We start from the raw sequence: 24,569 nt of genomic DNA, 5'->3' as shown, positions 1-24,569 counted from the left end.
GTCTTGCATCCGCCTGCTGGCCGCGTCACGGTGTTTGAATATCTGAACCATGACTGATCAGGAGGTCCGATGTCTCTGTTGGACGCAGCAAAGATGGCGCGTGAAAACGCCTATGCACCGTATTCGAATTTCAAAGTGGGCGCAGCGCTGAAATGTGCCTCTGGTGCCGTTTACACAGGCTGCAACGTCGAGAATGTCGCCTATCCAGAAGGCACGTGTGCCGAAGCTGGCGCTATTGCCGCGATGGCGGTTGCAGGTGAACGCGATGTGGTCGAGGCGGTTGTGATCGCAGACGCGCCGTTGCCAGTGACACCTTGCGGCGGTTGCCGTCAGAAACTGGCCGAATTTACCAGCGCAGATGCGAAGATCACCATGATGACGCTTGGCGGCGAGAGCCTGACCATGACGATGGCCGAGCTTCTGCCCGGCGCGTTTGGCACCGAGCATATGGAGAACACATGACACGTGCCTTCCTAATCGTGATGGACAGCGCTGGTTGTGGTGGAGCGCCCGATGCAGATGCATTCTTCAATGACAAAACCGTGCCCGATACAGGTTCCAATACGCTGGCCCACATTGCGCAGGCTTGTGCGGATGGGCGGGCGTCCGAGGGACGAACTGGTCCGTTGAAGATGCCCAACCTAGATGCGCTGGGTCTAGGGGCCGCGATCCGCTTGGCGTCCGGCGATGAAACGCCGGGTCTGACCGCTATTCCCGAAGGATTGTGGGGGGCGGCGCAGGAGGTTTCAAACGGTAAGGATACACCATCTGGGCACTGGGAAATCGCCGGCGTCCCGGTGCCGTGGGACTGGGGCTATTTCCCCGATACTCAACCCGCGTTCCCGACCGAGTTGACGCAGAAGATATGCGAGGTTGCAGGCGTAGATGGCGTTCTGGGCGACAAACACGCATCCGGGACCGCCGTTCTCGAAGAGCTGGGACCAGAGCACATGCGCACGGGTCGCCCGATTGTTTACACTTCGGTCGATAGTGTCATCCAGATCGCCGCACACGAAGAGATGTTCGGTCTGGATCGTCTTATCGCGCTTTGCGAGGCGATTGCGCCAATGGTGCACGAGATGCAGGTTGGCCGTGTAATCGCGCGCCCGTTCCTTGGGTCCGAGGCCAAAGGGTTCAAGCGAACCGTCAACCGGCGCGATTTCGCAATGACGCCCCCCAGCCCGACTTTATGCGATTGGGTGCATGACGCCGGGCGCAAGGTTCACGCCATCGGCAAGATTGGGGACATCTTCGCCCATCGCGGCATCGACACGCTAAAAAAGGGTACGGACGCCGATCTGATGGAGCATCTGATCGCCTCGATGGACACTGCCGAAGACGGTGACTTGGTCTTTGCAAACTTCGTCGAGTTCGACTCGAAATTCGGCCACCGGCGCGACGTTTCGGGCTATGCCCGCGCTTTAGAATGGTTTGACGCTGAACTTCCGCGACTTTTTGCCAAAATGCGTGACGGAGACCTGTTGCTATTCACCGCAGATCACGGCAATGACCCCACCTGGGTTGGCACTGACCACACACGCGAACGCGTGCCGGTTGTTGGTGTTGGCTTGGGCGCACACGAAATCGGAGTGTGCGGATTTTCGGATATAGGTGCGTCCGTGGCGGCGCATCTTGGATTAGACACACGCGGGGCAGGGGTTTCGTTCCTATGAGTTTCAGAGAATTGCCAAAGGTAGAGCTGCACACACATATCGAAGGTGCAGCACCGCCCGATTTCATTCGCAGCTTGGCGAAGGAAAAAGGCGTCGATCTCTCGGCTATCTTCACCGAAGACGGCGGTTACGCATATCGCGATTTCTGGCATTTTCTAGAGGTCTACGAGGCCGCAACATCGGTTCTGAAAAGCCCCGAGGATTACGCCCGTCTGACCACCGCGATTTTGGAAAATGCAGCGAATGATGGTGTGGTTTATCTTGAGACTTTCATCTCGCCCGATTTCTGTGGTGGGCGCGAGGTTGGCCCATGGCGCGAGTATCTTCACGCTATTCAGGAAGCCGCCTCTGCCGCCGAACGAGACACCGGCATCATCTTGCGCGGCGTTGTGACTGCCGTACGCCATTTCGGGCCAGAGAATGCGCGTGAGACAGCGATTTGTGCGCAGCAGACAGCTGGCGATTTCATCACCGGTTTTGGCATGGGCGGGGACGAGAAGTCCGGCAAGCAGGGCGATTTCGCCTATGCCTATGACATGGCGCGCGAAGCTGGGTTGCAGTTGACAACCCATGCTGGTGAGTGGAACGGGCCGGATGAAATCCGCGCAGCCCTTGATGATCTTAAGGTGCAGCGCATAGGCCACGGCGTGCGTGCGATTGAGGATTTGGCGCTGGTCGACCGCTTGGTCGAGGAGGGCATCACCCTTGAAGTGTGCCCCGGCTCCAACGTGTTTCTGGGTGTCTATCCTGACCTTGCCGCGCACCCGATTGCCAAACTGCGCGAGCGTGGCGTGAAGGTGACTGTGTCAACCGATGACCCACCCTTTTTCCGCACCGATATGGTGAAAGAATACGAAGATTTGTCGCGTCAATTTGGGTGGGATGAAGGCGATTTCAAAGCGCTGAATCTTACCGCCGCCGATGCGGCATTCTGTGACGATGCGACCCGCGCCCGCGTGCGCAAATTACTGGAGGCCTGAGATGTACGATCATCTGACCGTCGTGAAACACCCGCTTATTCAGCACAAGCTGACTCTGATGCGGGATCAGAAAACGCCGACCAATCATTTCCGACAGTTGTTGCGCGAAATCAGCCAACTACTGGCCTATGAGGTGACACGCGAATTGCCGATGGAAGACAAGCGCATCACGACGCCGATGCAGGACATGGATGCACCAGTCTTGGCGGGGCGCAAACTGGCGCTCGTGTCGATCTTGCGGGCAGGGAACGGTCTTTTGGATGGCGTGTTGGAGCTGATCCCATCAGCGCGTGTCGGGTTCGTCGGTCTTTATCGGGACGAGGAAACACTTGAGCCGGTTCAGTACTATTTCAAAGTCCCTGAAGCGATTGAAGACCGGTTGGTCATTGCGGTGGACCCAATGCTGGCGACCGGCAACAGCTCGGCCGCGGCCATTGATCTGTTGAAAGAAGCAGGCGCGAAAAATATTCGTTTCATGTGTCTGTTGGCGGCCCCAGAAGGTGTTGCACGCATGAAAGAAGCCCATCCGGATGTGCCGATTATCACGGCATCACTGGACGAAAAGCTAAACGAAAAAGGTTACATTGTCCCTGGACTTGGGGATGCGGGTGACCGGATGTTTGGCACCAAGTAAGATTAGATCGCTGAGACTTGCGAAATGGCGGCCCTTTGGGTCGCCTTTTTCATTCGCCACAGATGCCTTGTAACCGGACCCAATCTGCATCTGACAACAGAGGTGTGGCGTCAAGTAGGGGAACGGGGTCGGCCTCGATCAAATCCAGCGTGCTTTCGCCCGTGATGTCGAGCGCGAAGGCATAGGGGGTGGTACGAAGCCCGGCAGCCTTGAACCGAGCAAGCATAACGTCGTTTGACAGGGGGGCAGGGCGCGCTGTCAGCACATCTTCCGCGTAGTTGTCGATCACATGATCAGGCAGCACGCCTGTGGTCAAAAGCTGTGCAGTTGCTCGCAGGCCTGCGTGTTCCAGCAAAGCGCGCATCGGATCAATGCTCTGTCGACGCATGTCTTCGGCCAACAGAAAACCCGCCACGACGTCAGGCTCTTCGTAATCCTCGATCAAAGCGCGGTTCAAGAGGGTGATATGGCCCGGCAGGTGGGCTGCCTTTTGCACACCACTGGAAAGCACGATGATACGTGGCGCATCTGGACCAAGCACACGGGTACCCAAACGATCCAGCGCGTCGTGTCCGGTTCGTGCGTCACATTGTTGCCCTGCCACACGCCCAATCCGGTTCAGGATACGTTGTCCAATACTGGCGCGCGTTGGATCTGGCACAACAGAGAGCGTATAGCTGCGCAACGCGTTTGGCATCCAAAACACCCCAAGCGCCACCAGCAGTGCGAAGACGCCTGCGGTGACCCAATAGCGCAACCGACCGGGATGTGGCCGCCGTCGCTCGACCACGCGGCGCACTTTCTCGATCGCTTTGATCAGTGTCTCGTCGTCGATCTCGAGCCTCTCGGCCGCATCTTCGCCGGGGGCATAGATTGCGGGACGTTCCGTGGGATTAAGACGAATAATCGCGGGCAGGGACCAATGGGCCAGCGCGGTTTCTTGCATATCTGCAATGGTCAGCGTGGCATCACCAAGGGACAATAGCACATCCCTGCGCTGCGCATCAGGCGAAGCGTGCCATATTCCGGCTGCTTCCAGCCGATCATATTTCGTGAGGGCCGTCATGTTTGGACGGGTCTCGCCTGCTCGTTATTGTTGTTGGCGTCAGAATACCCGCACAACACCCAATGGGCAATGCACGAGGCGGATTAGCCTTCATTACGCATTCTTTGGCGCAGCTCGAACTTCTGAATTTTCCCGGTCGATGTCTTGGGAAGCTCGCAAAACTCCACCATTTTCGGGGTCTTGAACCCTGCCAAACGGCTGCGTACGAAGGCGATCAGCTCGTCCTCGGTGGCGGTTTCTCCGTCCTTAAGCTCAACGAATGCGCACGGCACTTCGCCCCATTTGTCATCTGGCTTGGCGACCACGGCGCACAGGCTGACGGCGGGATGGTGCATCAACACGCCCTCAACCTCGACCGAGCTGACGTTTTCACCGCCCGAGATGATGATATCCTTGGCACGGTCGGTGATACGGATATAGCCGTCCGGTGTTTGGTGAGCGATGTCGCCTGAGTGGAAATACCCACCAGCAAACGCCTCTCGCGTGGCCTCGGGGTTTTTCAGATACCCTTTCATGACAGAGTTGCCACGGATCATAATCTCGCCAATCGCTTCGCCGTTCATTGCCACTTGATCCATGCTGTCTGTGTCCAGAACCGTGATGTCTTCCATCTGCGGCATGGCCACCCCGGTGCGCGCTTTTTTTGAGGCCTTTTCGTCTTGCGAAAGATCGTCCCAGTCCGGTCCGTTCCACAGGCATTCTGTCACGTGGCCGTAGGTTTCCGTCAGGCCATAGACCTGCGTGACGTTGAACCCCAACGGCTCGACTGCTGCCAGTGTTGCGGCCGGTGGGGGCGCGCCTGCGGTGAACACCTCAACCACATGTTCGAAGGGGCGGCGGGTGTCTTCGGGGGCGTTCACGATCATGTTCAGAACGATGGGCGCGCCGCCGAAATGCGTGACGCCTTCGTCCGCAATCGCGTCATAGACCGCTTTTGGCGTCACATCGCGGCAGCAAATGATCGTGCCACCAAGCAGCGGCATCATCCAAGAATGGTTCCAGTTGTTGCAATGAAACAGCGGCACAATCGTCAGATAGCGCGGATAGAGCGTCATTCCCCAACTAACCGGCGTGCCCATCGTCATCAGATAAGCGCCACGGTGGTGACAGACCACGCCTTTCGGTCGCCCCGTGGTGCCAGAGGTGTAGTTCAGCGCAAGGCTTTCCCATTCGTCTTCGGGCATGATCCACTCGAAGCCGGGATCGCCTTCGCCCAACAGGTCTTCGTATTCTTTGTAGGTGCCTGTGGCGGGGAAATCAGCCTCTGGGTCTGCGACCTCGATAATTTTTGGCGTGACCGTTGCGCCCTCTGCCTTCATCTGGCCAATTGCCGCTTCTGCAAGCGGCAGAAGTTGCGTATCGACAAGTACGATGCGTGCCTCACCATGTGCGAAGATATAGGCGACGGTATCGACATCCAGCCGCGTGTTTATCGTGTTCAAAACCGCACCACAGGCGGGGATGCCGAAACTGGCCTCAACATGGGCCAGAACGTTGGGCAATAGTGTGGCGACCACCTCACCGGGCTTGATACCCGTCTTGTTCAACGCCGAGGCAAGCCGCGTCACTCGTTCATAATACGTCGCGTAGGTCAGTCTGCGCGACCCATAGACGAGAGCTTCGCGATTAGGAAAAACCCGAGCGGCGCGCCTTAGATGGGACAGAGGTGTTAACGGCACAAAGTTGGCCGCGCATTTCTCCAACCCGGTTTCGTCAGCCATCCAGCCCATCAGCGTCACTCCCTGTCTTGTCCCGACTTTTATGTCGTGTATGTCGTTGTCAGAGCAGACCAGACCGGGTGCGGCATGGTCAATGCCTTGAAAACGTAATTTGCGGGCGGAAAACGACATGGCGGGCAACAGAACCCTTCAAGCGGCAGGTGTGATCTGCCTTGCGATGTTCTTGCTCGGCTTTTTGGATAACTTTGTCGCGATGCTTGCACAGGATTTGGGGCTTTGGCAGTTTCACCTGATGCGCACCGTCATGGCCGTAGGTGTTTTGGGCGCTCTGGCAATGGCAGGGCGGGCTCAACTTCGGCCCAAACGACAATGGGCGGTTGCGGTGCGCGGAGGGTTCGCGGCTTTTGCTATGCTGATCTATTTCGGCTGTCTCGGTTTTCTTCCGATTGGACAGGTGGCGGCGGGACTATTCACTGCGCCGATTTGGGTCATGTTGATTTCAGCTCTGTTTCTGGGTCAGCGCGTTGGCCTGACGCGGCTCAGCGCAGCGCTGATCGGGTTCCTGGGCGTTCTGATCGTACTGAACCCGTTTGAAAACGGTGTGAACCTGATTGCCCTCGTGCCCATGACTGCCGGTTTTTTCTATGCTATCGGGGGGATCGCAACACGCGAGTGGTGTGAAGGCGAAAGTGCAATGTCGATGTTGCTCTATTTCTTTCTGGCGCTCGGGCTGTTTGGGCTGATTGGCACAATCGTCACCACGGTCTGGGCTTTTGATGTTCCTGCCGGGTCAGAGGGTTTCTTGTTGCGTGGTCTCGTGTGGCCCACGCCACTCGGGTTCGGGCTGACTGTGCTTCAGGCCGTCGGGTCATTGGTCGCTGTCGGATTGGTGTTCAAAGGTTACCAGCTTGGGGACGCCGCACAGGTCGCCATCTATGAATACTCGCTTCTGGCTTTCGCGGCGGGTTGGAGCTTTGTGCTGTTTGGGCAACCGATCCCGCCCCAAGCCATCCTTGGGATGGCGCTGATCGTGGTGTCTGGCATCGTTATCTCGCTGCGCTCGCGCCCGGCCTGATTTCCCGCTAAGGTCGCCATATGATCATTTCGCATGGGCGCCGTTATATCTTTATTCATCCCCCTAAAACCGGAGGGACGTCGCTGGCGCTGGCGCTTGAGGCGCGCGCGATGAAGGATGACATCATGCTGGGCGACACGCCCAAAGCGGTTAAGCGGCGCAAGCGGATGAAGCATGTGAAGACGTCGGGCCGGTTGTGGAAGCACTCGAAGCTTCGCGATATATATGGGTTGGTTACGCAAGAACAGATCGAGGACTATTTCGTCGTCACGCTCGTTCGCAATCCGTGGGATCGGATGGTCAGCTATTACCATTGGCTTAAAGCCCAGCATTTCGATCATCCGGCTGTCGATCTGGCGCACGCGCTGACGTTCTCGGAATTTCTGAACCATCAGCACACAATTGATAGCTTTGCGGCCTCGCCGTTCGGGTCATATGTGATGGATCAAACCGGGCAGGAGCGTTGTGATCTGTTTGCCCGGATGGAGAAATTGCCGGCTGATCTTGCGCCGTTCGAGGCACATTTGGGATTTTCTTTAGGCCCAATGCCGCATGAGAACCGGTCCGAGCGACAGGCGGAATATCGGAGTTATTATAACGACGACGATGCCGCGTTGCTTGCTGATATCTGTTCGCGAGACATCAAACGGTTTTCGTATCAGTTCTGAATTGAAAAGGGAGGGGCGTCGCCCCTCTGCGCTTGCGCGTATTCACCCCAGGATATTTGTGACAAGAAAAAAACTTGGGGGTGAGGAGCAGCCCAAGGAAGTTCTTGGGCTGCTTTGTGGTTTTGATCAGGCTGCGTCTTGGGCGCTGTCGAAGCGGCCGTAGAACGTATCGCCTTTGTCAGCCAGATCGCGCAGAAGGGCGGGCGTTGTAAACCTCGCGCCGTGGGCTTCGGTTAGGCCATCGCAGATCTGGGCCGCCTTGCCTGCGCCGATCATGTCCAGCCAGCTAAACGGACCGCCCGACCAAGGTGCAAAGCCCCAGGCCAGTATCGCGCCGACGTCGCCTTCGCGGATGTCTTCCAACACGCCTTCTTCCAGCGCGCGGACGGCTTCAAGAACCTGGCTCATCATCAGACGATGTTTCACTTCGCTTAGGTCAGGCTGATCGTCGGCCAGTTGGAACTTGTCGCCAAGCCCTTCCCACAAACCGGTCCGCTTTCCCTTGTCGTCGTAGTTATAGAAACCTGCGTTTGACTTGCGGCCCAAACGGCCTTCGTCGGCCATCCAGAAGATGATGTCGTCGACAGCTTCGTCCGGGTAGTCGTTGCCCATCGCCGCTTTCGTGGCCTTGGCGATCTTCACACCCAGATCAATCGAGGTCTCGTCGACCAGTTGCAGCGGTCCGACCGGGAAGCCCAGCAGTTTCGCAGCCCCTTCGACCAGCGCGGGGCTGACGCCCTCGCCAACCATGCGCATACCTTCGTTGATGTAAGGAATGATGCAGCGGTTGCAGTAGAAGAAGCGCGCGTCGTTGACAACGATGGGCGTTTTGCGGATCTGGCGCACATAATCGAGTGCTTTGGCCACCGCACGACCGCCGGTCTCTTTGCCCTTGATGATCTCGACTAACATCATGCGTTCGACCGGGCTGAAGAAGTGGATGCCAATGAACTGATCCGGGCGTGCCGAGGCTTTCGCCAACTCGGTGATCGGCAGGGTCGAGGTGTTGGTGGCGTAGATGCAATCTTCACCCACGACGGCCTCGACCTTCTTGGTCATTTCAGCCTTCACGCCCACGTCTTCAAACACCGCTTCGATGATCAGGTCCGCACCTTTGAGCGCCTCCAGATCGGTGGTTGCGGTGATGGCGGACAGCACAGCCTCTTTCTTCTCAAGCGTGGCTTTCTTGCGGGCGATGCCTTTGTCCAGATAACCCTCTGAATAAGACTTGCCGCGATCAGCCGCTTCTTGGGTCTGGTCGATCAGAACGACCTCCATCCCAGCCATGGCAGACACAAGCGCGATGCCCGCGCCCATCATGCCCGCGCCCAAAACGCCGACCTTCTTGACCGACTGGTCGTCAACGTCCTTGGGACGCACAGCGCCTTTTTCCAAGGCCTGCTTGTTGATGAACAGCGAGCGGATCATGGCGCTGGATGACGGGTTCATCAGCACGTTCACGAACCAACGGCATTCCACGCGCAGCGCGTCGTCAAAAGGCACCATCGCACCTTCATAGACAGCAGCCAAAAGAGCTTTTGCTGCTGGATAGACGCCATTTGTCTTGCCATGGATCATCGCGGCCGCGCCTACGAAAGTCTGGAAACCAGCGGGGTGATAGGGCGCGCCGCCAGGCATTTTGTAGCCTTTGGCGTCCCACGGTTTCACGATGTCCGCGTCGGTGGCGTTCAAAACCCACTCTTTCGCGCGGGCTTGCAGTTCATCCGCTGGGACAACCTCGTCAATCAGGCCAGCGGCCTTGGCTTTGTCAGGCGAGACGGTCTTGCCTTCCAACAGGAACGGAGCAGCCGCCATCGCGCCCATCTTGCGTACAAGACGGGTGGTACCGCCGGCGCCGGGGAAGATGCCGACCATAATCTCTGGCAGACCGATCTTGGCCTTGGGATTGTCGGCGGCAATGATGCGGTGGCAGGACAGCGGGATTTCGAGGCCGATGCCAAGCGCGATGCCGGGCAGGGCGGCGACAATCGGTTTGCCGCCTTTGTTGGTTTTGGCATCCATGCCTGCACGCTCGATTTTACGCAGCACGCCGTGCATGCCCATGACACCGTCGAACAGGCCTTTGGCGGGGTTGTCGCCCGCATCGTTCTTCATCTGAGCGATGACGTTCAGGTCCATCCCGCCAGCGAAATCCTTTTTCGTGGACGTGATGATTGCACCCTTCACGGCATCGTCTGCCAATACGGTGTCGATATGTCCATCCAGCTCGCGCAGTGCAGCATAGGACAGCACGTTCATGGATTTGCCCGGAACGTCCCAGGCAATAGTTGCGACGCCATCGGCGTCCACGGAATAGTGAAAATCAGCCATTATAACGTCTCCTTCTTACACGCGTTCAATGATGGTTGCAGCGCCCATGCCCGAGCCGATGCAAAGCGTGGCCAGTCCGGTTTCTTTGTCGGAACGCTCCATTTCGTCCAAGAGAGCGCTCAGGATCATCGCGCCGGTGCCGCCCAGCGGGTGACCCATAGCAATGGCGCCACCGTTGACGTTCACCTTGTTGGTGTCGGCGTCAAACGCTTGGATGAACCGCAGAACAACCGAGGCGAAAGCTTCGTTGACTTCGAACAGGTCGATGTCGCCGAAATCCATGCCAGCGGCTTGCAGCACACGCTCGGTCGCGGGGACCGGGCCGGTCAACATGATCGTCGGATCAGTACCAACTTTCGAGGTCGCACGGACCCGCGCCCGAGGTTTGATCCCGTGACGTTCGCCGAATTCTTTGTTGCCGATCAGGATGGCTGCCGAGCCATCCGCGATGCCAGACGAGTTGCCGGCGTGGTGAACGTGATTGATCTTTTCTAAGTGTGGGTACTTCAACAAGGCCACGGCATCGAAGCCCGGCATCGCCTCGCCCATCGCTTTGAAAGACGGGTTCAGGCCACCAAGTGTTTGCATGGTGGTCTCGCGGATCATCTGATCCTCAGCCATAATCTCAAGGCCGTTTTGATCCATCACCGGCACAATGGCCTTAAACCGGCCATCGGCGCGGGCTGCTGCCGCGCGTTTCTGACTTTCGACTGCGTAGGCGTCGCAATCATCGCGGCTAAAGCCATATTCGGTGGCGATGATGTCGGCCGAGATACCCTGCGGCACGAAATAAGCTTTCATCGCAAGATGCGGGTCGGCGGCAATTGCGCCACCATCCATGCCCATCGGCACACGGCTCATGCTTTCCACACCGCCAGCGATGTAAGCGTCGCCTGCACCGCCTTTGACTTGGTTGGCGGCCATGTTTACGGCTTCCAGACCTGAGGCGCAAAAGCGGTTGATCGAGACGCCTGGAATACGTTCATCCAGATCGGAATACAGTACCGAGGAACGGGCCAAACATGCGCCTTGTTCGCCCACTTGGGTCACATTGCCCCAGATCACGTCCTCGACAGCATGGCCTTCAAGGTTGTTGCGTTCTTTCAGCGCGTTCAATGCAAGCGCTGACAGGCGCACCGCCGTCACTTCATGCAAAGTTCCGTCTTTCTTGCCTTTGCCGCGCGGCGTGCGCACAGCGTCATAAATATAGGCGTCGGTCATCGTTAATCCTTTCGAGATCACGCGCGGTCCGCAGGGGAACCGGGCATCAGGTCATAGGGGTGTTTCCAGCCGGGTGTTTCCGAGATACGGGTCAACCAGGCGTCGATTGCGGGCCACTCGGCGCGGTCAAAGCCGAATGGTTCAGTGTAGAAAAGGTAGCTACAGCACGAGATGTCAGCGATTGTGATCGCGTCGCCGACCAGCCAGTTGCGGCCAGTTAGTTCGCTCTCTAACGTTTTGTAAGCAGTGTTCAGTCGGCCTTGGGTAAAAGCGATCGCCTCTTGTGGGCGTTTGTCTTCTGGTAGGAAGTTCACCAAAAAACGGGTCATGCCAGCGGGGCTGGATAGCTTGTGATTGTCCCAAAACTGCCAACGCAGAATTTCCCGACGCTCCGCCGCGCTGCGCCCACCCAGTTTCCCAGATTTCGAGGACACATAGTCCTGAATGACCCCAGATTGCGAAAGCGTGATGTCGCCATCAATCATGACCGGAACTTCACCCATAGGGTTTAGTTCACGAAACTCAGGCGTGCGGGTTTCTCCGTTAAAGAAATCGACAAAGATGGGCTCCCAAGCGAGTTCAGACAACTCAAGTGTCAGCGCGGCCTTGTAGGCGTTGCCGCTTTCTCCGAAGCAATAAAGCTTGATTGTCATATGACCCTCCCAGTCGATATGTGGTGATTGAGGGCGCTGCCCTCAAACTCCCAGGGATATTTTAGGAAAGAAAATGGAGGTGTTCCGCCTATTTTCTTTCCGGAAATATCCCCGCCGGAGGCTCCTTTCGTTGCCGCCGGCGGTGAATCTAGCGTTTTCGCGCGTCCAGTTCAGAGTTGAACAGACGCAAGCGCGCCGTCAGGTTCTCTTGATCCGTGACGCTGTCAAAATGTTCAAAGAGAAAGGATAGGGCTTCGCCTTCATCAAGCCCCGCCTCTTTTGCAAAACGCCTCAGCCGACGATAACCATCCTCTGTCATTGCGCAGGGGAAGCGGCGGGTCAGTTTGAAGCGTTTTGGCATTGTCTCTCCTTACGTGGTCAGATCAGAACGCTTCTGCGTCCAGCGCCATGACGGTGTCGGCACCGCTTTCGATACGAGCCAGATGCATCCCGGTGGCAGGCAGGCGACGTGCCATATAGTAGCGCGCGGTCGCGAGCTTGGTCTCGTAGAACGTGGCGTCATCCGCACCGTTTTCAAGAGCGTCCAATGCCGCGCGTGCCTGTTGCGCCCATACTAGGCCAAGGCACACATGGCCAAACTGGTGCATGAAGTCATAGCTGCCCGCCAGCGCATGGTTGGGGTTTTTCATACCATTTTGCATGAAGAACATGGATGCCGCTTGAAGGTGCTTGGATGCGGTTTTAAGCGGTTCGATGAAGTCTTTCATCGCCTCATCATCGCCTTGCTCTTTGCAGTAGGACTTGACCAATTCAAAGAACGCCATAATTGGCTTGCCGCCGTCTGCAGCCAGCTTGCGACCCACAAGATCGAGCGCCTGAACACCGTTGGCGCCTTCATAGATCTGAGTGATACGGGCGTCGCGTGTGAACTGACTCATGCCATGTTCTTCGATATAGCCGTGGCCGCCATATATTTGCTGCGCCAGCACGGTCATATCGTAGCCCTGATCTGTCAGGAACCCTTTGAGGACGGGCGTCATCAGGCTGATCAGCCCGTCGGCGTCTTTATCATCTGCACGGTGGGCTTGGTCGATCAGCTGAGCGCCCCATAGCAGGAAACCGCGCGCGCCTTCGACGAAGCTTTTCTGATCCATCAACGAGCGACGGATATCAGGGTGCACGATCAACGGATCAGCTGGACCCTCGGGGTTCTTAGCACCGGTCACGTCGCGCCCTTGCAGACGGTCTTTGGCATAGATTACGGCGTTTTGGTATGCAGCCTCGGCTTGCGCCAAGCCCTGCATCGCAACGCCAAGACGCGCTTCGTTCATCATGGTGAACATGGCGCGCATGCCTTTGTGCAGATCGCCCAGCAGATAGCCGGTTGCCTCGTCATAGTTCATGACACAGGTCGAGTTTCCGTGGATACCCATCTTATGTTCGATATTTCCAACGGACACGCCATTGCGTGAGCCTACAGACCCATCTTCGTTCACATTGAACTTGGGGACGATGAACAGTGAGACACCTTTGATACCCTCTGGCCCGCCGGGAATTTTTGCCAGCACGAGGTGAATGACGTTGTCGGACATGTCATGGTCACCAGCCGAGATGAAGATCTTCTGGCCGGACACCTTGTACGACCCATCGTCCTGAGGCTCGGCCTTGGTGCGCATAAGGCCCAAATCAGTACCGCAATGCGGTTCGGTCAGGTTCATGGTGCCGGTCCATTCGCAGCTGACCATCTTGGGCAGATAGGTTGCCTTTTGATCATCCGTGCCGTGCGCCAGAATGGCCGAGGCCGCGCCGTGGGTCAGTCCTTGATACATAGTAAAGGCTTGGTTCGCCGCCGAGAACATCTCGCCCACGGCTGTGCCCAGAAGGACTGGCATGTTCTGGCCGCCGAATTCCTCGGGCATGTCCAGCCCGGTCCAGCCACCTTCTTTCATCTGTTCAAATGCTGCTTTGAAGCCGGTTGGTGTGTAGACCACACCATTTTCCAGACGACAGCCCTCTTGGTCTCCGACCACATTCAGAGGGGTCAGCACTTCGCTGGCCACCTTGCCCGCTTCTTCCAGAACTGCCCCGGTGAAATCGGGTTCCAGTTCGTCGTAGCCGGGAATGTCTGATTGGTCTGCCTTAAGCACTTCATGCAGGAGGAAGGCCATGTCCTTGGTCGGAGCGGTGTAGCTGGGCATAGAGGTCGTCCTTATTTCTGATCTTAATTATCGTCGTCGAGCGTGGCGATCTTCTCGTCCACCCATTTCAACTGTTCGGTCAGATCGTCGATCGCGTCATCCAGCTCTGCACGTTGGCGTTTGAGCCCGTCGAGATGGCCCAATGCCACGTCGTAGGTGCGCTTGAGTTGGGTTTTCTGCTGATCGCCACGGTCATAAAGGTCCAAAAGCTGGCGAATTTCTTCCAGCGAAAATCCAAAGCGTTTACCGCGAAGGATCAGTTTCAGACGCGCCCGGTCGCGTTTTGTGAACAGGCGTTTCTGGCCTTCGCGAATTGGGGCAATAAGCTCTTTCGCTTCGTAAAAACGAAGCGTCCGCGCTGTGACGTCAAAGGCGTCGCACATTTGCCTAATCGTCAAAAGTTCGTCGGTCATACTATCTCCAATCATTACCCGACGCCGGTCGCGTGATCTGACCAGCACGTTATACAATATAAGTTTACGTTGACGTAAATGTAACGTGGCGTCAGAGGTTTTGTTGTCGTTACGTAACGTCGAAATTTTCAACTTTGTCGCAACGGTATGTTTTACAACGAAAAATAGAGTTCCGTAGCGGCAGCGGAAAATCGTGAACTTAAAGCGAACAGGTCGTGAAGCGACGATAAATAAGGGGAATCAGGCCGTTTTAGCCCTTTGCTCCGGCCACATCGTCGCGCAGTTTTTGAAGATCGGCAATGCTGTCTTCAAGCTGTTCAAGTTGCGCGCGAAGATCGATCAATTGCCGATCAGCCAATTCTACCCAAGCCTGATTTTGTGCCTCGGTGCCTTTTTCGTCGTAGATCAGAAGCCACTGGCGCAGTTCTTCAAGCGAGAAGCCAAACCGCCGGCCACGTAGAATCAGTGTCATGCGCGCGATTTCTCTTGGCGTGTAAAACCGGGCACGGCCTTCCTTTTCAGGGCTCAGAAGCTCGATATATTCATAATATCTGAGCGTCCGTGGCGTCACGTCGAACTTCGCGCACATTTCCTTAAAGGTCAGGCGTTCTTCCGTCATGATCGTCCCTTTGTCGGCCTTATTACCTGACAGCGTAATAGACCGGCGCGGAGGGTGCAATTGTATAGGCGATATGTTTGCTTGCCCGTGGTGCCTAGTTCATGAAGCCGGGTGCGAGGAAATAGAACGCGTAGGCCACAATCAGCGCAGGTATCGTTGAATAAAGCGTGGCCATCACAGCGGCTTTGGGGTTCAACGCAATTGCCGGGAACAGCGCGTCACCGTCGTTCGAGATCGCGTTGCCCATCAGGGCGGAGAAAGGGATCACCCCGTTCAGAAACAGGGTCGCGACCAGAACCTGAGGACCACAGCCGGGGATCAGGCCAACTAGGACGGCCATAAGCGGCAATAGCGGTGCGATGGACTGGAACATAAGTTCAATGTCCAAACCGCCATATTCGGCGACATAGTCGTAAGCCAGATAAGCTCCGATAACCCAGACCGAGATAAAGCTGGTTTCCTCGGCCATGCGAGTGACGGGGCTGTCGGTCGCATTGGTCATTGCGCTAAGCTTTGATGTCGCCCAGATCGCCAGGCCCAAAAACGTACCGACCATCGCAAGCCACAGTACAGGCAGGCCAAAAATCATATCGATCTGGATTTGGGCAAGCTGGGCGACGCCAACATATAGACCGGGAGCCGCCAAAAGCAGATAAGCAATGTCTTGAGGGCGGGTGCGTCCAATGCGTGGGGCAAGTTCACAGCTGGCAAGGCTGGACGCTCGATACTCTACCTTATGGAACCGATCCACGATCCACCCGGACAGGACGCCAACAACCAAAGAAAGCGGCAAAACCACCAGTGCCGCATCAGGGCGGGTCGCGATCAGCAGGAACGCCGCATCGCCCATGGTTGCTGTCAGAGTTGCAACCACGGCGCCGAACCCGACATGGCCCGAACTATAGGCAGCAACCACCACCACTGCGCCACCGCAGCCGGGGGTGGCACCAAGCAGGGCGGCCAAGGGAACTTGTGCACCACGCGCTTTTGACAGGCTTTCGCCGATGTCGAAATTAAACAGGCGTTCTGCGCCGTAGAAGACTAAAAGCGTAGCGGCCACAAAAACCGACACCTGCACATACGCATCTGTCATCAATCCACGCGTAAGCTCGCCTAAATGTCCGGGGGCAAGCGCAAGCGCCGCCATAATCGCCAGAACAAGCAGGCGTTTAGGACGTAAATTCCCCAACGGGGCGGTGATAGCAGTGGCTTCGGTCATGATCGCTCTTGCAATTGAGAATAATTCTTAATTGCGAAAGTAAGGGCTGGACGGTAAGAATGCAAGGGCCAATAAAGGCCCATGCAAGAACAAGGAGCCAGCAAGATGGTCGACGGCCTGACGCCCGAGAAAAAGGCTGAAATCGCTCGGAAATTCACCGAAGCGATCCCGCATTGCGGCGCGCTAGGCATGTCGTTGGATGATCTGGGCGACGGCGAAGCCACAATGTCGATGCCGTATGATGAGCGTTTGGTTGGGGATCCACGAACCGGCGTCATTCATGGCGGCGCTGTGTCGGCGCTTTTGGATACGTGCTGCGGATCGGCGGTGATGAGCCACCCGAAGGCGCCCGCAACCACTGCGACAATCGACCTGCGTATTGACTATATGCGCCCGGCGACACCGGGCCATCGCATTACCGCGCGCGCAACCTGTTATCATGTGACCCGCTCCGTCGCGTTCGTCCGGGCCGTCGCCTTGGATGAAGACGAAGGGCGGCCTGTGGCAACGGCGACAGGAGCTTTCACCGCAGATGGCGACCCAAAGCGGCGATCGACCGAGATTTCTGCCGAGATCACCGGTGGAGAAATGCCATGAGCAGCAACGGCAAACGCTCACGCCCTGAACCGGTCGAAGTCGTCAAACTGCGTCGGGACACCACACTTGCCGCATTGGTCGACAGCGTACCCTATATCAAATTCCTGGGCATTCGGGTCGAGCGTCATGGGGACGAGCTGACCACAGTATTGCCTTTCGCGGACAAGCTTATAGGCAACCCGTTGCTGCCTGCGATTCATGGGGGTGTCACGGCGGCTTTTTTGGAAAGTGCAGCGGTGTTTGAACTGACGTGGGTATCACTTTGGGCGGATATGGAAAGCGGCAAGCTTGATCCAGACACTTTAGGACCGGACAACCTGCCTGACTTTCCCAAAACCATCGACTTTTCCATCGATTATCTCCGCTCCGGTCTGCCGCGTGACGCCTATGCGCGTGCCCGGATTGTGCGTCAGGGCCGTCGCTATGCATCGGTTCATGTCGAGGCGTGGCAGGACAACCGCACCAAGCTTTACGCGCAGGCGACAGGCCATTTTCTGATGCCAACGAAATGAGCACGCAGCCCACCCAGATCACCCACCGTCGCATTCTGGCGGTGGCCGGACCCATAGTCTTGTCCAACGTGACAGTGCCGATCCTGGGCGTCGTGGACACTGGCGTTATCGGCCAACTGGGTGAGGCAGCGCCAATTGGCGCGGTTGGGATTGGCGCTGTGGTCGTTTCGACCTTCTATTGGCTCTTCGGGTTTCTGCGGATGGGGACGACGGGCCTGACCGCGCAAGCGCACGGGGCAGGGCGGTCGGGTGAGGTCTCGGCCATGCTGATGCGCTCGCTGATGATCGGCGGCGCGGCGGGCCTGGCGCTTATAATACTGCAACTCCCGCTGTTTTGGGCGGCGTTTCAACTGGCGCCCGCCTCGGCCGAGGTCGAGGGCATGGCCCGCGACTATCTTGATATTCGCATCTGGGGAGCGCCCTTCGCGATTTCGATCTATGCGCTGACAGGTTGGCTGATCGCGTTGGAACGCGCAAAATCGGTGCTGGTCCTGCAAGTTGCAATGAATGGCGTGAACATTGCCTTGGATCTGTGGTTCGTCCTTGGCCTTGGCTGGGGGATCGAGGGCGTCGCAATCGCCACCCTGATTGCGGAGTTCACAGGCGTCGCGCTGGGCCTCTGGTTGTGTCGAGACGTGTTTAGCAACCCCGCATGGCGGGATCGAACCCGGATCATGGATGGCGCAACGTTGAAACGCATGGCGATTGTCAATTCGGACATTCTGATCCGGTCCTTGCTGCTGACCGCAATCTTCACCAGCTTCATGTTCTTTGGCGCGCGGTTCTCGGACGCTGAACTGGCCGCCAATCAGGTGCTGCTGCAATTTCTGAACGTGGCGGCTTATGCGATGGACGGGTTTGCCTTCGGGGCCGAGGCATTCGTTGGGCAAGCCATGGGGGCACGTAATCGGCAAGACCTCCGGCGGGCTTCGATCATGTCGAGCCAATGGGGCGCTGGGATCAGCTGCGCGATGGCGCTTGCGTTTTTGTTGTTTGGCGGTCTGGCAATTGATCTGATGACCACCGCCGAGGACGTGCGGACGGCGGCGCGCGCATTCCTGATCTATATGGTCTTTGCGCCGCTGGTCGGCTGGCCATCATGGATGCTGGACGGGATATTTATCGGTGCCACTCGCACCGCGGATATGCGCAACATGATGGTGGTGTCAGCGGTTGTTTATCTGATCGCTGTACTGTCGCTTATGCCGCTTATTGGCAACCACGGCTTGTGGTTGGCGCTGCTCATTTCGTTCATCGCGCGCGGTATCACGCTTGGATTACGCTATCCGGCGTTGGAACGCGCGGCGGTCTAGAGGATTTCAATCACGCCTTCGGGTGGGCGCCCCATGCGCGCCTTCCCGTTTTTCTGGACGATGGGCCGTTCAATCAGGATTGGGTGCGCGACCATCGCCGCGATCAACTGATCATCTGCCATATCAAGCGTTAGGCCCAACTCTTTGAACAGTTTCTCGCCCTTGCGGATGATTTTGGATGGAGAGACGTCTAAAGCAGCGAGCGCTACGCGCAATTCGTGTTCGCTTGGCGGATCGTCAAGATAGCGGCGCACCGCTACATCTTCGCCCCGCTCCTCAAGGATCGCGAGTGTCGCACGTGATTTCGAACAGCGCGGGTTGTGCCAAATCTCGGTCATAGCCAATCATCCCGGCCAGTGCCAACAGCGTCTGCCACATGGTCGAACCCATCACGTTCCAATAGCCTATCAAGGCCCAACGCGATGTCCTCCACCAGGCTGAGGCCTTTATAAGCAAGCGAGGAGTAAAGCTGCACAATGGAAGCACCCGCACGTATCTTTTGATACGCGTCTTCGGCCGTGGCGATACCACCTACACCCACAAGAGGCATCGCTCCGTCCGTTAACTTTGACAAACGCGCAAGTACGCGCGTGGACTTTTCGAACAAGGGCGGTCCGGAAAGGCCGCCAGCCTCTCTTTTATAAGGACTTTTCAGGCCTTCGCGCGATAGCGTTGTGTTGGTCGCGATGACCGCGTCGACATCAACCTCCAATGCGACTGCCGCGACTTCGGCCAGTTCATGGTCCGTCAAATCAGGGGCGATTTTCAGGAAAACAGGTGTGTATTTGTCGTGCGCCATTCGCGCGTCCAACACGCCCGACAGAAGGCCGCGTAGGGCGTCGGCGCCCTGCAGGTCGCGCAGCTTTTCAGTGTTGGGTGAGCTGACATTGACCGTTACGAAATCCACGAACGGCCCGCAGCAGTTGAACACATTTACGTAGTCTGCAGCACGGTCATTGCTGTCTTTATTCGCACCAAGGTTCAGCCCAACAGGCACAGGACGGGTGCGCGAGCGGCGTGTCAGGCGGGCTGCCGCCGCTTCCATCCCTTCGTTGTTGAACCCAAACCGATTGATGACGGCCTGATCTTCGCTCAGACGAAACAGGCGTGGTTTGGGGTTGCCGGGTTGCGGGCGAGGGGTAACGGCGCCGACCTCGACAAAACCGAAACCGGCTTGCGTTAGCGCGTCCACAACCGTGGCGTTCTTGTCATAACCCGCCGCCAAGCCGATAGGGTTCAACATATCCATGCCGCAGAAACTGGTTTTGATCCGGTCGGTGGTGACAAGGCCCGGCAGCGGGACAACGCCGGCTTTCATCGCCATCAGAGCCAGCGAATGCGACCGTTCAGGATCAATTTTATGAAGCGCTTTCAGCGCGATCTTCTCGATCAGGTTCATGCGAGGGTCTCGGGAAAAATATGTCCGGCCGGACCAAGGGGAAGGGCGCGATGCCAAAGAGCCTCGGATAGGACAAGTTCGCGATAGAGGTGCGGGAATAAGGCACCACCACGCGAGGGTTCCCACTTAAGCGCGTCGCCCATCGCTTTTGCGTCAAACGCAACAAGCATCAATCCAACTTCACCTGCAAAGTGCTTTGATGCGGTTTCCTGTGCCTGTTCAGCGGTTGAAAAGTGGATGTATCCATCGGAAAGGTCGATGGGTGCACCCAAAGTCTTGCCCGCGTCTTGAAACGCCTGCCATTCAGCGGCTCGAAGAATTTTGTAAATCTGCATGCCTTCATGTGACGCCCAGAGCCGCGTTCGTCAAGCCGTGCGCTGTGTCGCAGGTAAGGCCCTGATCAGGCATCTTCCCGCTACGTCAATCAACTCGCAAGCCCGAGGTCTTTGACAAGCCCACCCGACTCGCGCAACCTTGTCGGCAAAATATCAAAACCAGGGGGTTCCCAATGATTACGCGTTTCATGACCACAGTGGCGGCACTTGCCGTGACAGCAGGGGCGGCGACAGCGGACTATACGCTGACCGTGCTTCACACCAATGACTTCCACGCCCGCTTTGAACCGATCAGCAAATATGACAGCGGCTGTTCGGCCGAAGATAATGCCGAAGGCAAGTGCTTTGGCGGTTCTGCCCGTTTGCAGACCGCAATTGACGACGCCCGGACACGTACCAACAACTCGATCCTTGTGGATGGCGGTGACCAGTTCCAGGGCACGCTGTTTTATACATACTATAAAGGTAAGCTTGCGGCCGAGATGATGAATCAGATGGGCTATGACGCGATGACCGTGGGCAACCACGAGTTCGACGACGGCCCGGAAGTTCTGCGCGGTTTCGTTGATGCCGTTGATTTCCCGATCCTGATGTCAAACGCTGATGTCTCGCGTGAAGAGCTGCTGTCAGGCAAAATCCTGAAATCCACAGTGATTGAGCGTGGCGGCGAAAAGCTTGGCCTGATCGGTCTGACCCCTCATGACACCCACGAACTTGCGAGCCCCGGTGACAACATCACCTTCACCGATCCAGTGCAGGCCGTGCAGGGCGAGGTCGACAAGCTGACAGAGATGGGTGTGAACAAGATCATCGTCTTGTCGCACTCAGGTTATAGCGTCGACAAGAAAGTTGCCGCTGAAACAACCGGCGTTGACGTGATTGTCGGTGGCCACTCGAACACGCTTTTGTCCAATACGAACGAGCGCGCAGAAGGTCCTTATCCGACCATGGTTGGTGATACAGCGATTGTATCTGCCTATGCCTATGGCAAGTTCCTTGGCGAGCTGAACGTGACCTTTGATGATGAAGGCAAGATCGTAGAGGCCAAGGGCGAGCCGTTGATTATGGACGGTGAAGTGCATGAGCATGACGCAACGAAGGCACGGATTGCCGAGGCTGCAAAGCCTCTGGATGAGATTCGCAACCGCGTGGTTGCGAATGCCGCCGAAGCAATCGACGGAGATCGCGCCAATTGCCGGCACAAGGAATGCCAAATGGGGACACTTGTAGCGGATGCGATGCTCGACCGCGTGAAAGATCAAGGCATCGACATCGCGATACAGAACGGCGGCGGGCTTCGTGCCTCGATAGACGCCGGTGATGTGACCATGGGCGAAATCTATACTGTGCTGCCATTCCAAAACACCCTAGCGACCTTTCAAGCGAGCGGGAGCATGATCAAGGATGCGTTAGAGAATGGGATGGCGCAATTTGACGACGAAACGAAGGACGGTCGTTTCCCTCAGGTTGCTGGTCTGAAATACACAATTGATGCCTCTGCGGCGACCGGAGAGCGGATCTCGGACGTCATGGTGATGGTTGGTGATGATTGGGTCGAGTTGGATCCGGCGGCAACTTACGGTGTCGTTACCAACAACTACGTGCGTAACGGTGGTGACGGGTACAAGATGTTCCGCGATGCCGAGAACGCTTATGACTTCGGACCAGATCTTGCCGAAGTTTTGGTTGATTACATGGCGAACGGGGGTCCGGTGAAACCGTACCTTGATGGACGTATCACCAAGAAGTAACGGCACGATCTGAGTGCTGTTTGACCTCCGTCGGTTTGATCGGCGGGGGTTTTTTGTAGCCGGTCAGGGGAAGGGGCGCTGCCCCTACGGGCTGGTTCTTCGAACCATCCCTACCCCGGGATACTTCCGACAAGAAAAAAAAGCGATTTCAGGTGCTGTTCCAGCGTTTTGTCGCGTTAAGGATGCGTGTGCCGAACATGCGGGCTGTGCTGATGTCTTCGGGCGGGATGTCATTTGTTGCGCCCAGTTGCTCGGTCACCATGAGGCCCAGCCAGCTTCCGTCCCGGTTCAATCCGGGTTGGTCGGGATTGACAGGCGTGCCAATAGCGCTTTGGCCGACCCAGATCATGCCCATTTGGGCGGCAAATGTAGACAGGCGTTGCAGGGTGGCGAGCTTGTCGCCCGACGGGTGGATCGCTGTGGTGAAACCTGCCGCCAGTTTGTCGACCCATTGGCCGTGTTCCCATCGGGTATCGACAGCCTCTAAGAACAAGCTAAAGCGGGCTGCCGCCGATCCCATATAGGTGGGCGCACCAAATACGATGGTGTGTGCAGCGTCGAGATCAGCCCAGTCTTTGTCGGTGATGTGCTCCACGTCGATCAGGTGGGCCGGGTTGCCGATGCCTTCGGCAATCGCCTGTGCGATGCGGTGTGTGTGGCCAAAACCAGAGAAATACGGCAAGCAGATTACAAGGTCAGTCATACGCATAACATGACGAGAACCTGGGGAAAGTCAAAGTGATACGGGAAAAGGTTTCGTTTCGTCAAAATGGGCGTTTATGGTGACCGGGGCGAGACCGGAGGACGATCAAATGACCGCGTATTCAGGACCAGAACTTTGTTCATTTGAGGCGCACGAGGTTGTTACGCTGTTGCGCAAGAAAGAGGTTTCACCCGCCGAGTTGTTAGGGGCATCTGAGGCGCGCATTTCGCAGGTTGATCCTCTGGTCAATGCGATCCCCACCACTTGTTTTGACAGGGCGCGACGTTTGTCCGACGCGTTGGACAACAGACAGGCAGGTTCAAGTAGCGCGCCGGGATGGCTGGACGGGTTACCGATCGCGATCAAGGATCTGACACCCGTGGCAGGGGTTCGGTCGACCTCGGGCACCAAGGCGCTGGCTGACAATGTCCCGCTAGAAAGCGATCCGTTGGTTGAAAGACTAGAGGTGCGCGGCGGTTTGGTCGTGGGCAAAACCAACACGCCCGAATTTGGTGCAGGCGGAAACACGTTCAACGATGTTTTCGGCGCGACACTGAACCCATGGGATACAAGGTTGAATGCCGGAGGATCATCTGGCGGTGCTGCGGTCAGGCTGGCGACAGGATCAGTTTGGTTGAGCCACGGATCGGATCATGGTGGCAGTCTGCGAACCCCAGCGGCCTATTGCGGGATCGTTGGGTTGCGCCCAAGTCCTGGCCTGTGTGCCTCACTGTCAGGCACAGGTTTCATTGGCGAAGGTGTTCAGGGGCCGATGGCGCGCTCGGTCACAGATTGCGCTTTGTTCTTGGATGCTATGGCGGGATTTGACCCTTGTTCGCCATTGTCATTTCCTGCACCGGATCAGCCTTATCAGACCGCTGTCATGAACGCCGAAATGGGATTGCGGATCGGGTTTGCTCCGGATTTGGCGGGTTTTGCTCCTGTTGACAAAGAGATGTCGGACCATCTGGCTTGGGCGATGGGAACGATAGAGCGGGCGGGCGCGGACGTTGAGGAAGCCTGCCCAGCTCTGCCAGATATTGAGCGCACGTACCATGTATTGAGAGGTGGAATGTGGGCGGCGAGTTTTGCGACCGCACCCGAAGAACTAACCCGGCATTTCAAACCTACACTGGCTCAGAACATATCCTTCGGGCTTTCACTGACCGCCGAGGACCACGCAAAGGCTCAGCTTTCGCGATCTCTGATCTATGACAATATGCGCCAGTTTCTGGGGTGTTTTGACGTGCTGGCGTGCCCCGTGGTCGGCAACATGCCGCATCCGCAGACCGAGGAATGGGTGCGCGAGGTCGGCGGGCAGACACTGGATGGGTATATGGATTGGCTTAAGTTTGCGTTCCTGGCAACCGTCGCTGGCCTGCCCGCGATCTCGGTGCCGGTTGGTCGTACTAAGCGCGGCCTGCCGGTCGGTTTGCAATTGATCGGCCCGCCACGTGGTGAAGCCAAGCTTTTGGCCGCGGCGCGCATGGTCGAGCTTGCGATGGGCGGACCATTGGGACCGATTGACCCGATTGACGGGTCGAAGGCCACAAGCTAACTGAACCGGGT

25 protein-coding genes are annotated in these 24,569 nt (G+C 57.2%); 11 read left to right on the top strand and 14 right to left on the bottom strand.

Annotation, left to right across the window (positions count from 1 at the left end; genetic code table 11):
• The first annotated feature begins 69 nt into the window (after positions 1-69).
• The 4 genes from cdd to upp are packed head-to-tail and all read left to right on the top strand — an operon-like array spanning position 70 to position 3,287.
• Positions 70-462 carry a cytidine deaminase gene (cdd, locus tag V6N04_RS05990; RefSeq protein ID WP_371169229.1) on the top strand — a complete coding sequence of 131 codons (393 nt, stop codon included), beginning with the start codon at positions 70-72 and terminating at the stop codon, positions 460-462.
• Complete coding sequence (locus V6N04_RS05985) at positions 459-1,673, top strand: phosphopentomutase (protein ID WP_371169228.1); 1,215 nt, start codon at positions 459-461, stop codon at positions 1,671-1,673. The genes cdd and V6N04_RS05985 overlap by 4 nt, the downstream gene beginning before the upstream one ends.
• Positions 1,670-2,653: an adenosine deaminase gene (locus V6N04_RS05980; protein WP_371169227.1), complete on the top strand. Its 984-nt coding sequence runs from the start codon at positions 1,670-1,672 to the stop codon at positions 2,651-2,653. Before V6N04_RS05985 ends, V6N04_RS05980 begins: the two co-directional genes overlap by 4 nt.
• Position 2,654: 1 nt before the next feature.
• Positions 2,655-3,287, top strand: a complete 633-nt coding sequence (gene upp / locus V6N04_RS05975; protein WP_371169226.1) for a uracil phosphoribosyltransferase — start codon at positions 2,655-2,657, stop codon at positions 3,285-3,287.
• Positions 3,288-3,336: 49 nt separating this feature from the next.
• Here the strand turns inward: upp and V6N04_RS05970 are convergent, their stop codons facing one another.
• Entirely contained in the window at positions 3,337-4,353 is a 1,017-nt protein-coding gene (locus V6N04_RS05970; protein ID WP_371169225.1) for a hypothetical protein, read from the bottom strand.
• Positions 4,354-4,436: 83 nt separating this feature from the next.
• A complete protein-coding gene (locus V6N04_RS05965; protein ID WP_371169224.1) occupies positions 4,437-6,083 on the bottom strand; it encodes an AMP-binding protein in 1,647 nt (548 codons plus the stop codon).
• A gap of 118 nt (positions 6,084-6,201) precedes the next feature.
• Here V6N04_RS05965 and V6N04_RS05960 point away from each other — a divergent pair, with 118 nt between their 5' ends.
• Together V6N04_RS05960 and V6N04_RS05955 are read left to right on the top strand one after the other, a co-directional pair.
• Complete coding sequence (locus V6N04_RS05960; RefSeq protein ID WP_371169223.1) at positions 6,202-7,107, top strand: DMT family transporter; 906 nt, start codon at positions 6,202-6,204, stop codon at positions 7,105-7,107.
• A 20-nt stretch (positions 7,108-7,127) separates the two neighbouring features.
• On the top strand, positions 7,128-7,775 hold the full coding sequence (locus V6N04_RS05955) for a sulfotransferase family 2 domain-containing protein (protein WP_371169222.1): 648 nt from the start codon (positions 7,128-7,130) through the stop codon (positions 7,773-7,775).
• Between the two features lie 126 nt (positions 7,776-7,901).
• Here the strand turns inward: V6N04_RS05955 and V6N04_RS05950 are convergent, their stop codons facing one another.
• The 8 genes from V6N04_RS05950 to V6N04_RS05915 all read right to left on the bottom strand — a co-directional run bounded on the left by V6N04_RS05950 (position 7,902) and on the right by V6N04_RS05915 (position 16,390).
• Complete coding sequence (locus V6N04_RS05950) at positions 7,902-10,106, bottom strand: 3-hydroxyacyl-CoA dehydrogenase NAD-binding domain-containing protein (RefSeq protein ID WP_371169221.1); 2,205 nt, start codon at positions 10,104-10,106, stop codon at positions 7,902-7,904.
• Positions 10,107-10,121: 15 nt separating this feature from the next.
• Positions 10,122-11,327 (bottom strand): acetyl-CoA C-acetyltransferase, encoded by a 1,206-nt coding sequence (locus V6N04_RS05945; RefSeq protein ID WP_371169220.1) that lies wholly within the window; start codon positions 11,325-11,327, stop codon positions 10,122-10,124.
• Between the two features lie 17 nt (positions 11,328-11,344).
• Positions 11,345-11,980, bottom strand: coding sequence for a glutathione S-transferase family protein (locus tag V6N04_RS05940; protein WP_371169219.1), 636 nt, complete (start codon positions 11,978-11,980; stop codon positions 11,345-11,347).
• 148 nt (positions 11,981-12,128) lie between these two features.
• A complete protein-coding gene (locus V6N04_RS05935; RefSeq protein ID WP_247034294.1) occupies positions 12,129-12,341 on the bottom strand; it encodes a hypothetical protein in 213 nt (70 codons plus the stop codon).
• Between the two features lie 22 nt (positions 12,342-12,363).
• A complete protein-coding gene (locus tag V6N04_RS05930) occupies positions 12,364-14,139 on the bottom strand; it encodes an acyl-CoA dehydrogenase C-terminal domain-containing protein (protein ID WP_371169218.1) in 1,776 nt (591 codons plus the stop codon).
• Positions 14,140-14,162: 23 nt separating this feature from the next.
• Entirely contained in the window at positions 14,163-14,552 is a 390-nt protein-coding gene (locus V6N04_RS05925) for a MerR family transcriptional regulator (protein ID WP_371169217.1), read from the bottom strand.
• 250 nt (positions 14,553-14,802) lie between these two features.
• Positions 14,803-15,171: a MerR family transcriptional regulator gene (locus V6N04_RS05920; protein ID WP_371169216.1), complete on the bottom strand. Its 369-nt coding sequence runs from the start codon at positions 15,169-15,171 to the stop codon at positions 14,803-14,805.
• Between the two features lie 94 nt (positions 15,172-15,265).
• Entirely contained in the window at positions 15,266-16,390 is a 1,125-nt protein-coding gene (locus V6N04_RS05915; RefSeq protein ID WP_371169215.1) for a putative manganese transporter, read from the bottom strand.
• Between the two features lie 105 nt (positions 16,391-16,495).
• Here V6N04_RS05915 and V6N04_RS05910 point away from each other — a divergent pair, with 105 nt between their 5' ends.
• Genes V6N04_RS05910 through V6N04_RS05900 form a run of 3 tightly spaced genes read left to right on the top strand, consistent with a single transcriptional unit; the run spans position 16,496 to position 18,812 of the window.
• On the top strand, positions 16,496-16,987 hold the full coding sequence (locus V6N04_RS05910) for a PaaI family thioesterase (protein ID WP_371169214.1): 492 nt from the start codon (positions 16,496-16,498) through the stop codon (positions 16,985-16,987).
• The gene (locus V6N04_RS05905; protein ID WP_371169213.1) at positions 16,984-17,499 is read left to right on the top strand and encodes a PaaI family thioesterase; all 516 of its coding nucleotides are present in this window, start codon (positions 16,984-16,986) and stop codon (positions 17,497-17,499) included. The genes V6N04_RS05910 and V6N04_RS05905 overlap by 4 nt, the downstream gene beginning before the upstream one ends.
• Positions 17,496-18,812, top strand: a complete 1,317-nt coding sequence (locus V6N04_RS05900; RefSeq protein WP_371169212.1) for an MATE family efflux transporter — start codon at positions 17,496-17,498, stop codon at positions 18,810-18,812. Before V6N04_RS05905 ends, V6N04_RS05900 begins: the two co-directional genes overlap by 4 nt.
• Here V6N04_RS05900 and arsC read toward each other — a convergent pair.
• Genes arsC through V6N04_RS05885 form a run of 3 tightly spaced genes read right to left on the bottom strand, consistent with a single transcriptional unit; the run spans position 18,809 to position 20,546 of the window.
• The gene (arsC, locus tag V6N04_RS05895; protein WP_371169211.1) at positions 18,809-19,150 is read right to left on the bottom strand and encodes an arsenate reductase (glutaredoxin); all 342 of its coding nucleotides are present in this window, start codon (positions 19,148-19,150) and stop codon (positions 18,809-18,811) included. The genes V6N04_RS05900 and arsC overlap by 4 nt on opposite strands.
• Positions 19,147-20,211 carry a quinone-dependent dihydroorotate dehydrogenase gene (locus tag V6N04_RS05890; RefSeq protein ID WP_371169210.1) on the bottom strand — a complete coding sequence of 355 codons (1,065 nt, stop codon included), beginning with the start codon at positions 20,209-20,211 and terminating at the stop codon, positions 19,147-19,149. The genes arsC and V6N04_RS05890 overlap by 4 nt, the downstream gene beginning before the upstream one ends.
• Positions 20,208-20,546 carry a DUF952 domain-containing protein gene (locus V6N04_RS05885; RefSeq protein WP_371169209.1) on the bottom strand — a complete coding sequence of 113 codons (339 nt, stop codon included), beginning with the start codon at positions 20,544-20,546 and terminating at the stop codon, positions 20,208-20,210. The genes V6N04_RS05890 and V6N04_RS05885 overlap by 4 nt, the downstream gene beginning before the upstream one ends.
• Positions 20,547-20,719: 173 nt before the next feature.
• Here V6N04_RS05885 and V6N04_RS05880 point away from each other — a divergent pair, with 173 nt between their 5' ends.
• Positions 20,720-22,297, top strand: a complete 1,578-nt coding sequence (locus V6N04_RS05880) for a bifunctional metallophosphatase/5'-nucleotidase (protein WP_371169208.1) — start codon at positions 20,720-20,722, stop codon at positions 22,295-22,297.
• Positions 22,298-22,445: 148 nt separating this feature from the next.
• On the opposite strand, the gene V6N04_RS05875 is transcribed toward V6N04_RS05880, so the two are convergent.
• A complete protein-coding gene (locus V6N04_RS05875; RefSeq protein WP_371169207.1) occupies positions 22,446-23,000 on the bottom strand; it encodes a flavodoxin family protein in 555 nt (184 codons plus the stop codon).
• Positions 23,001-23,109: 109 nt separating this feature from the next.
• On the opposite strand from V6N04_RS05875, the gene V6N04_RS05870 reads away from it, so the two are divergent.
• The gene (locus V6N04_RS05870) at positions 23,110-24,558 is read left to right on the top strand and encodes an amidase (RefSeq protein WP_371169206.1); all 1,449 of its coding nucleotides are present in this window, start codon (positions 23,110-23,112) and stop codon (positions 24,556-24,558) included.
• Positions 24,559-24,569: the final 11 nt, after the last annotated feature.

It is taken from the genome of Aliiroseovarius conchicola (genome assembly GCF_041403445.1).
Classification (GTDB): Bacteria; Pseudomonadota; Alphaproteobacteria; order Rhodobacterales; family Rhodobacteraceae; genus Aliiroseovarius; species Aliiroseovarius conchicola.
Note: the sequence above shows the minus strand (reverse complement) of the source record. Positions and strands in the feature narration are given on the sequence as shown.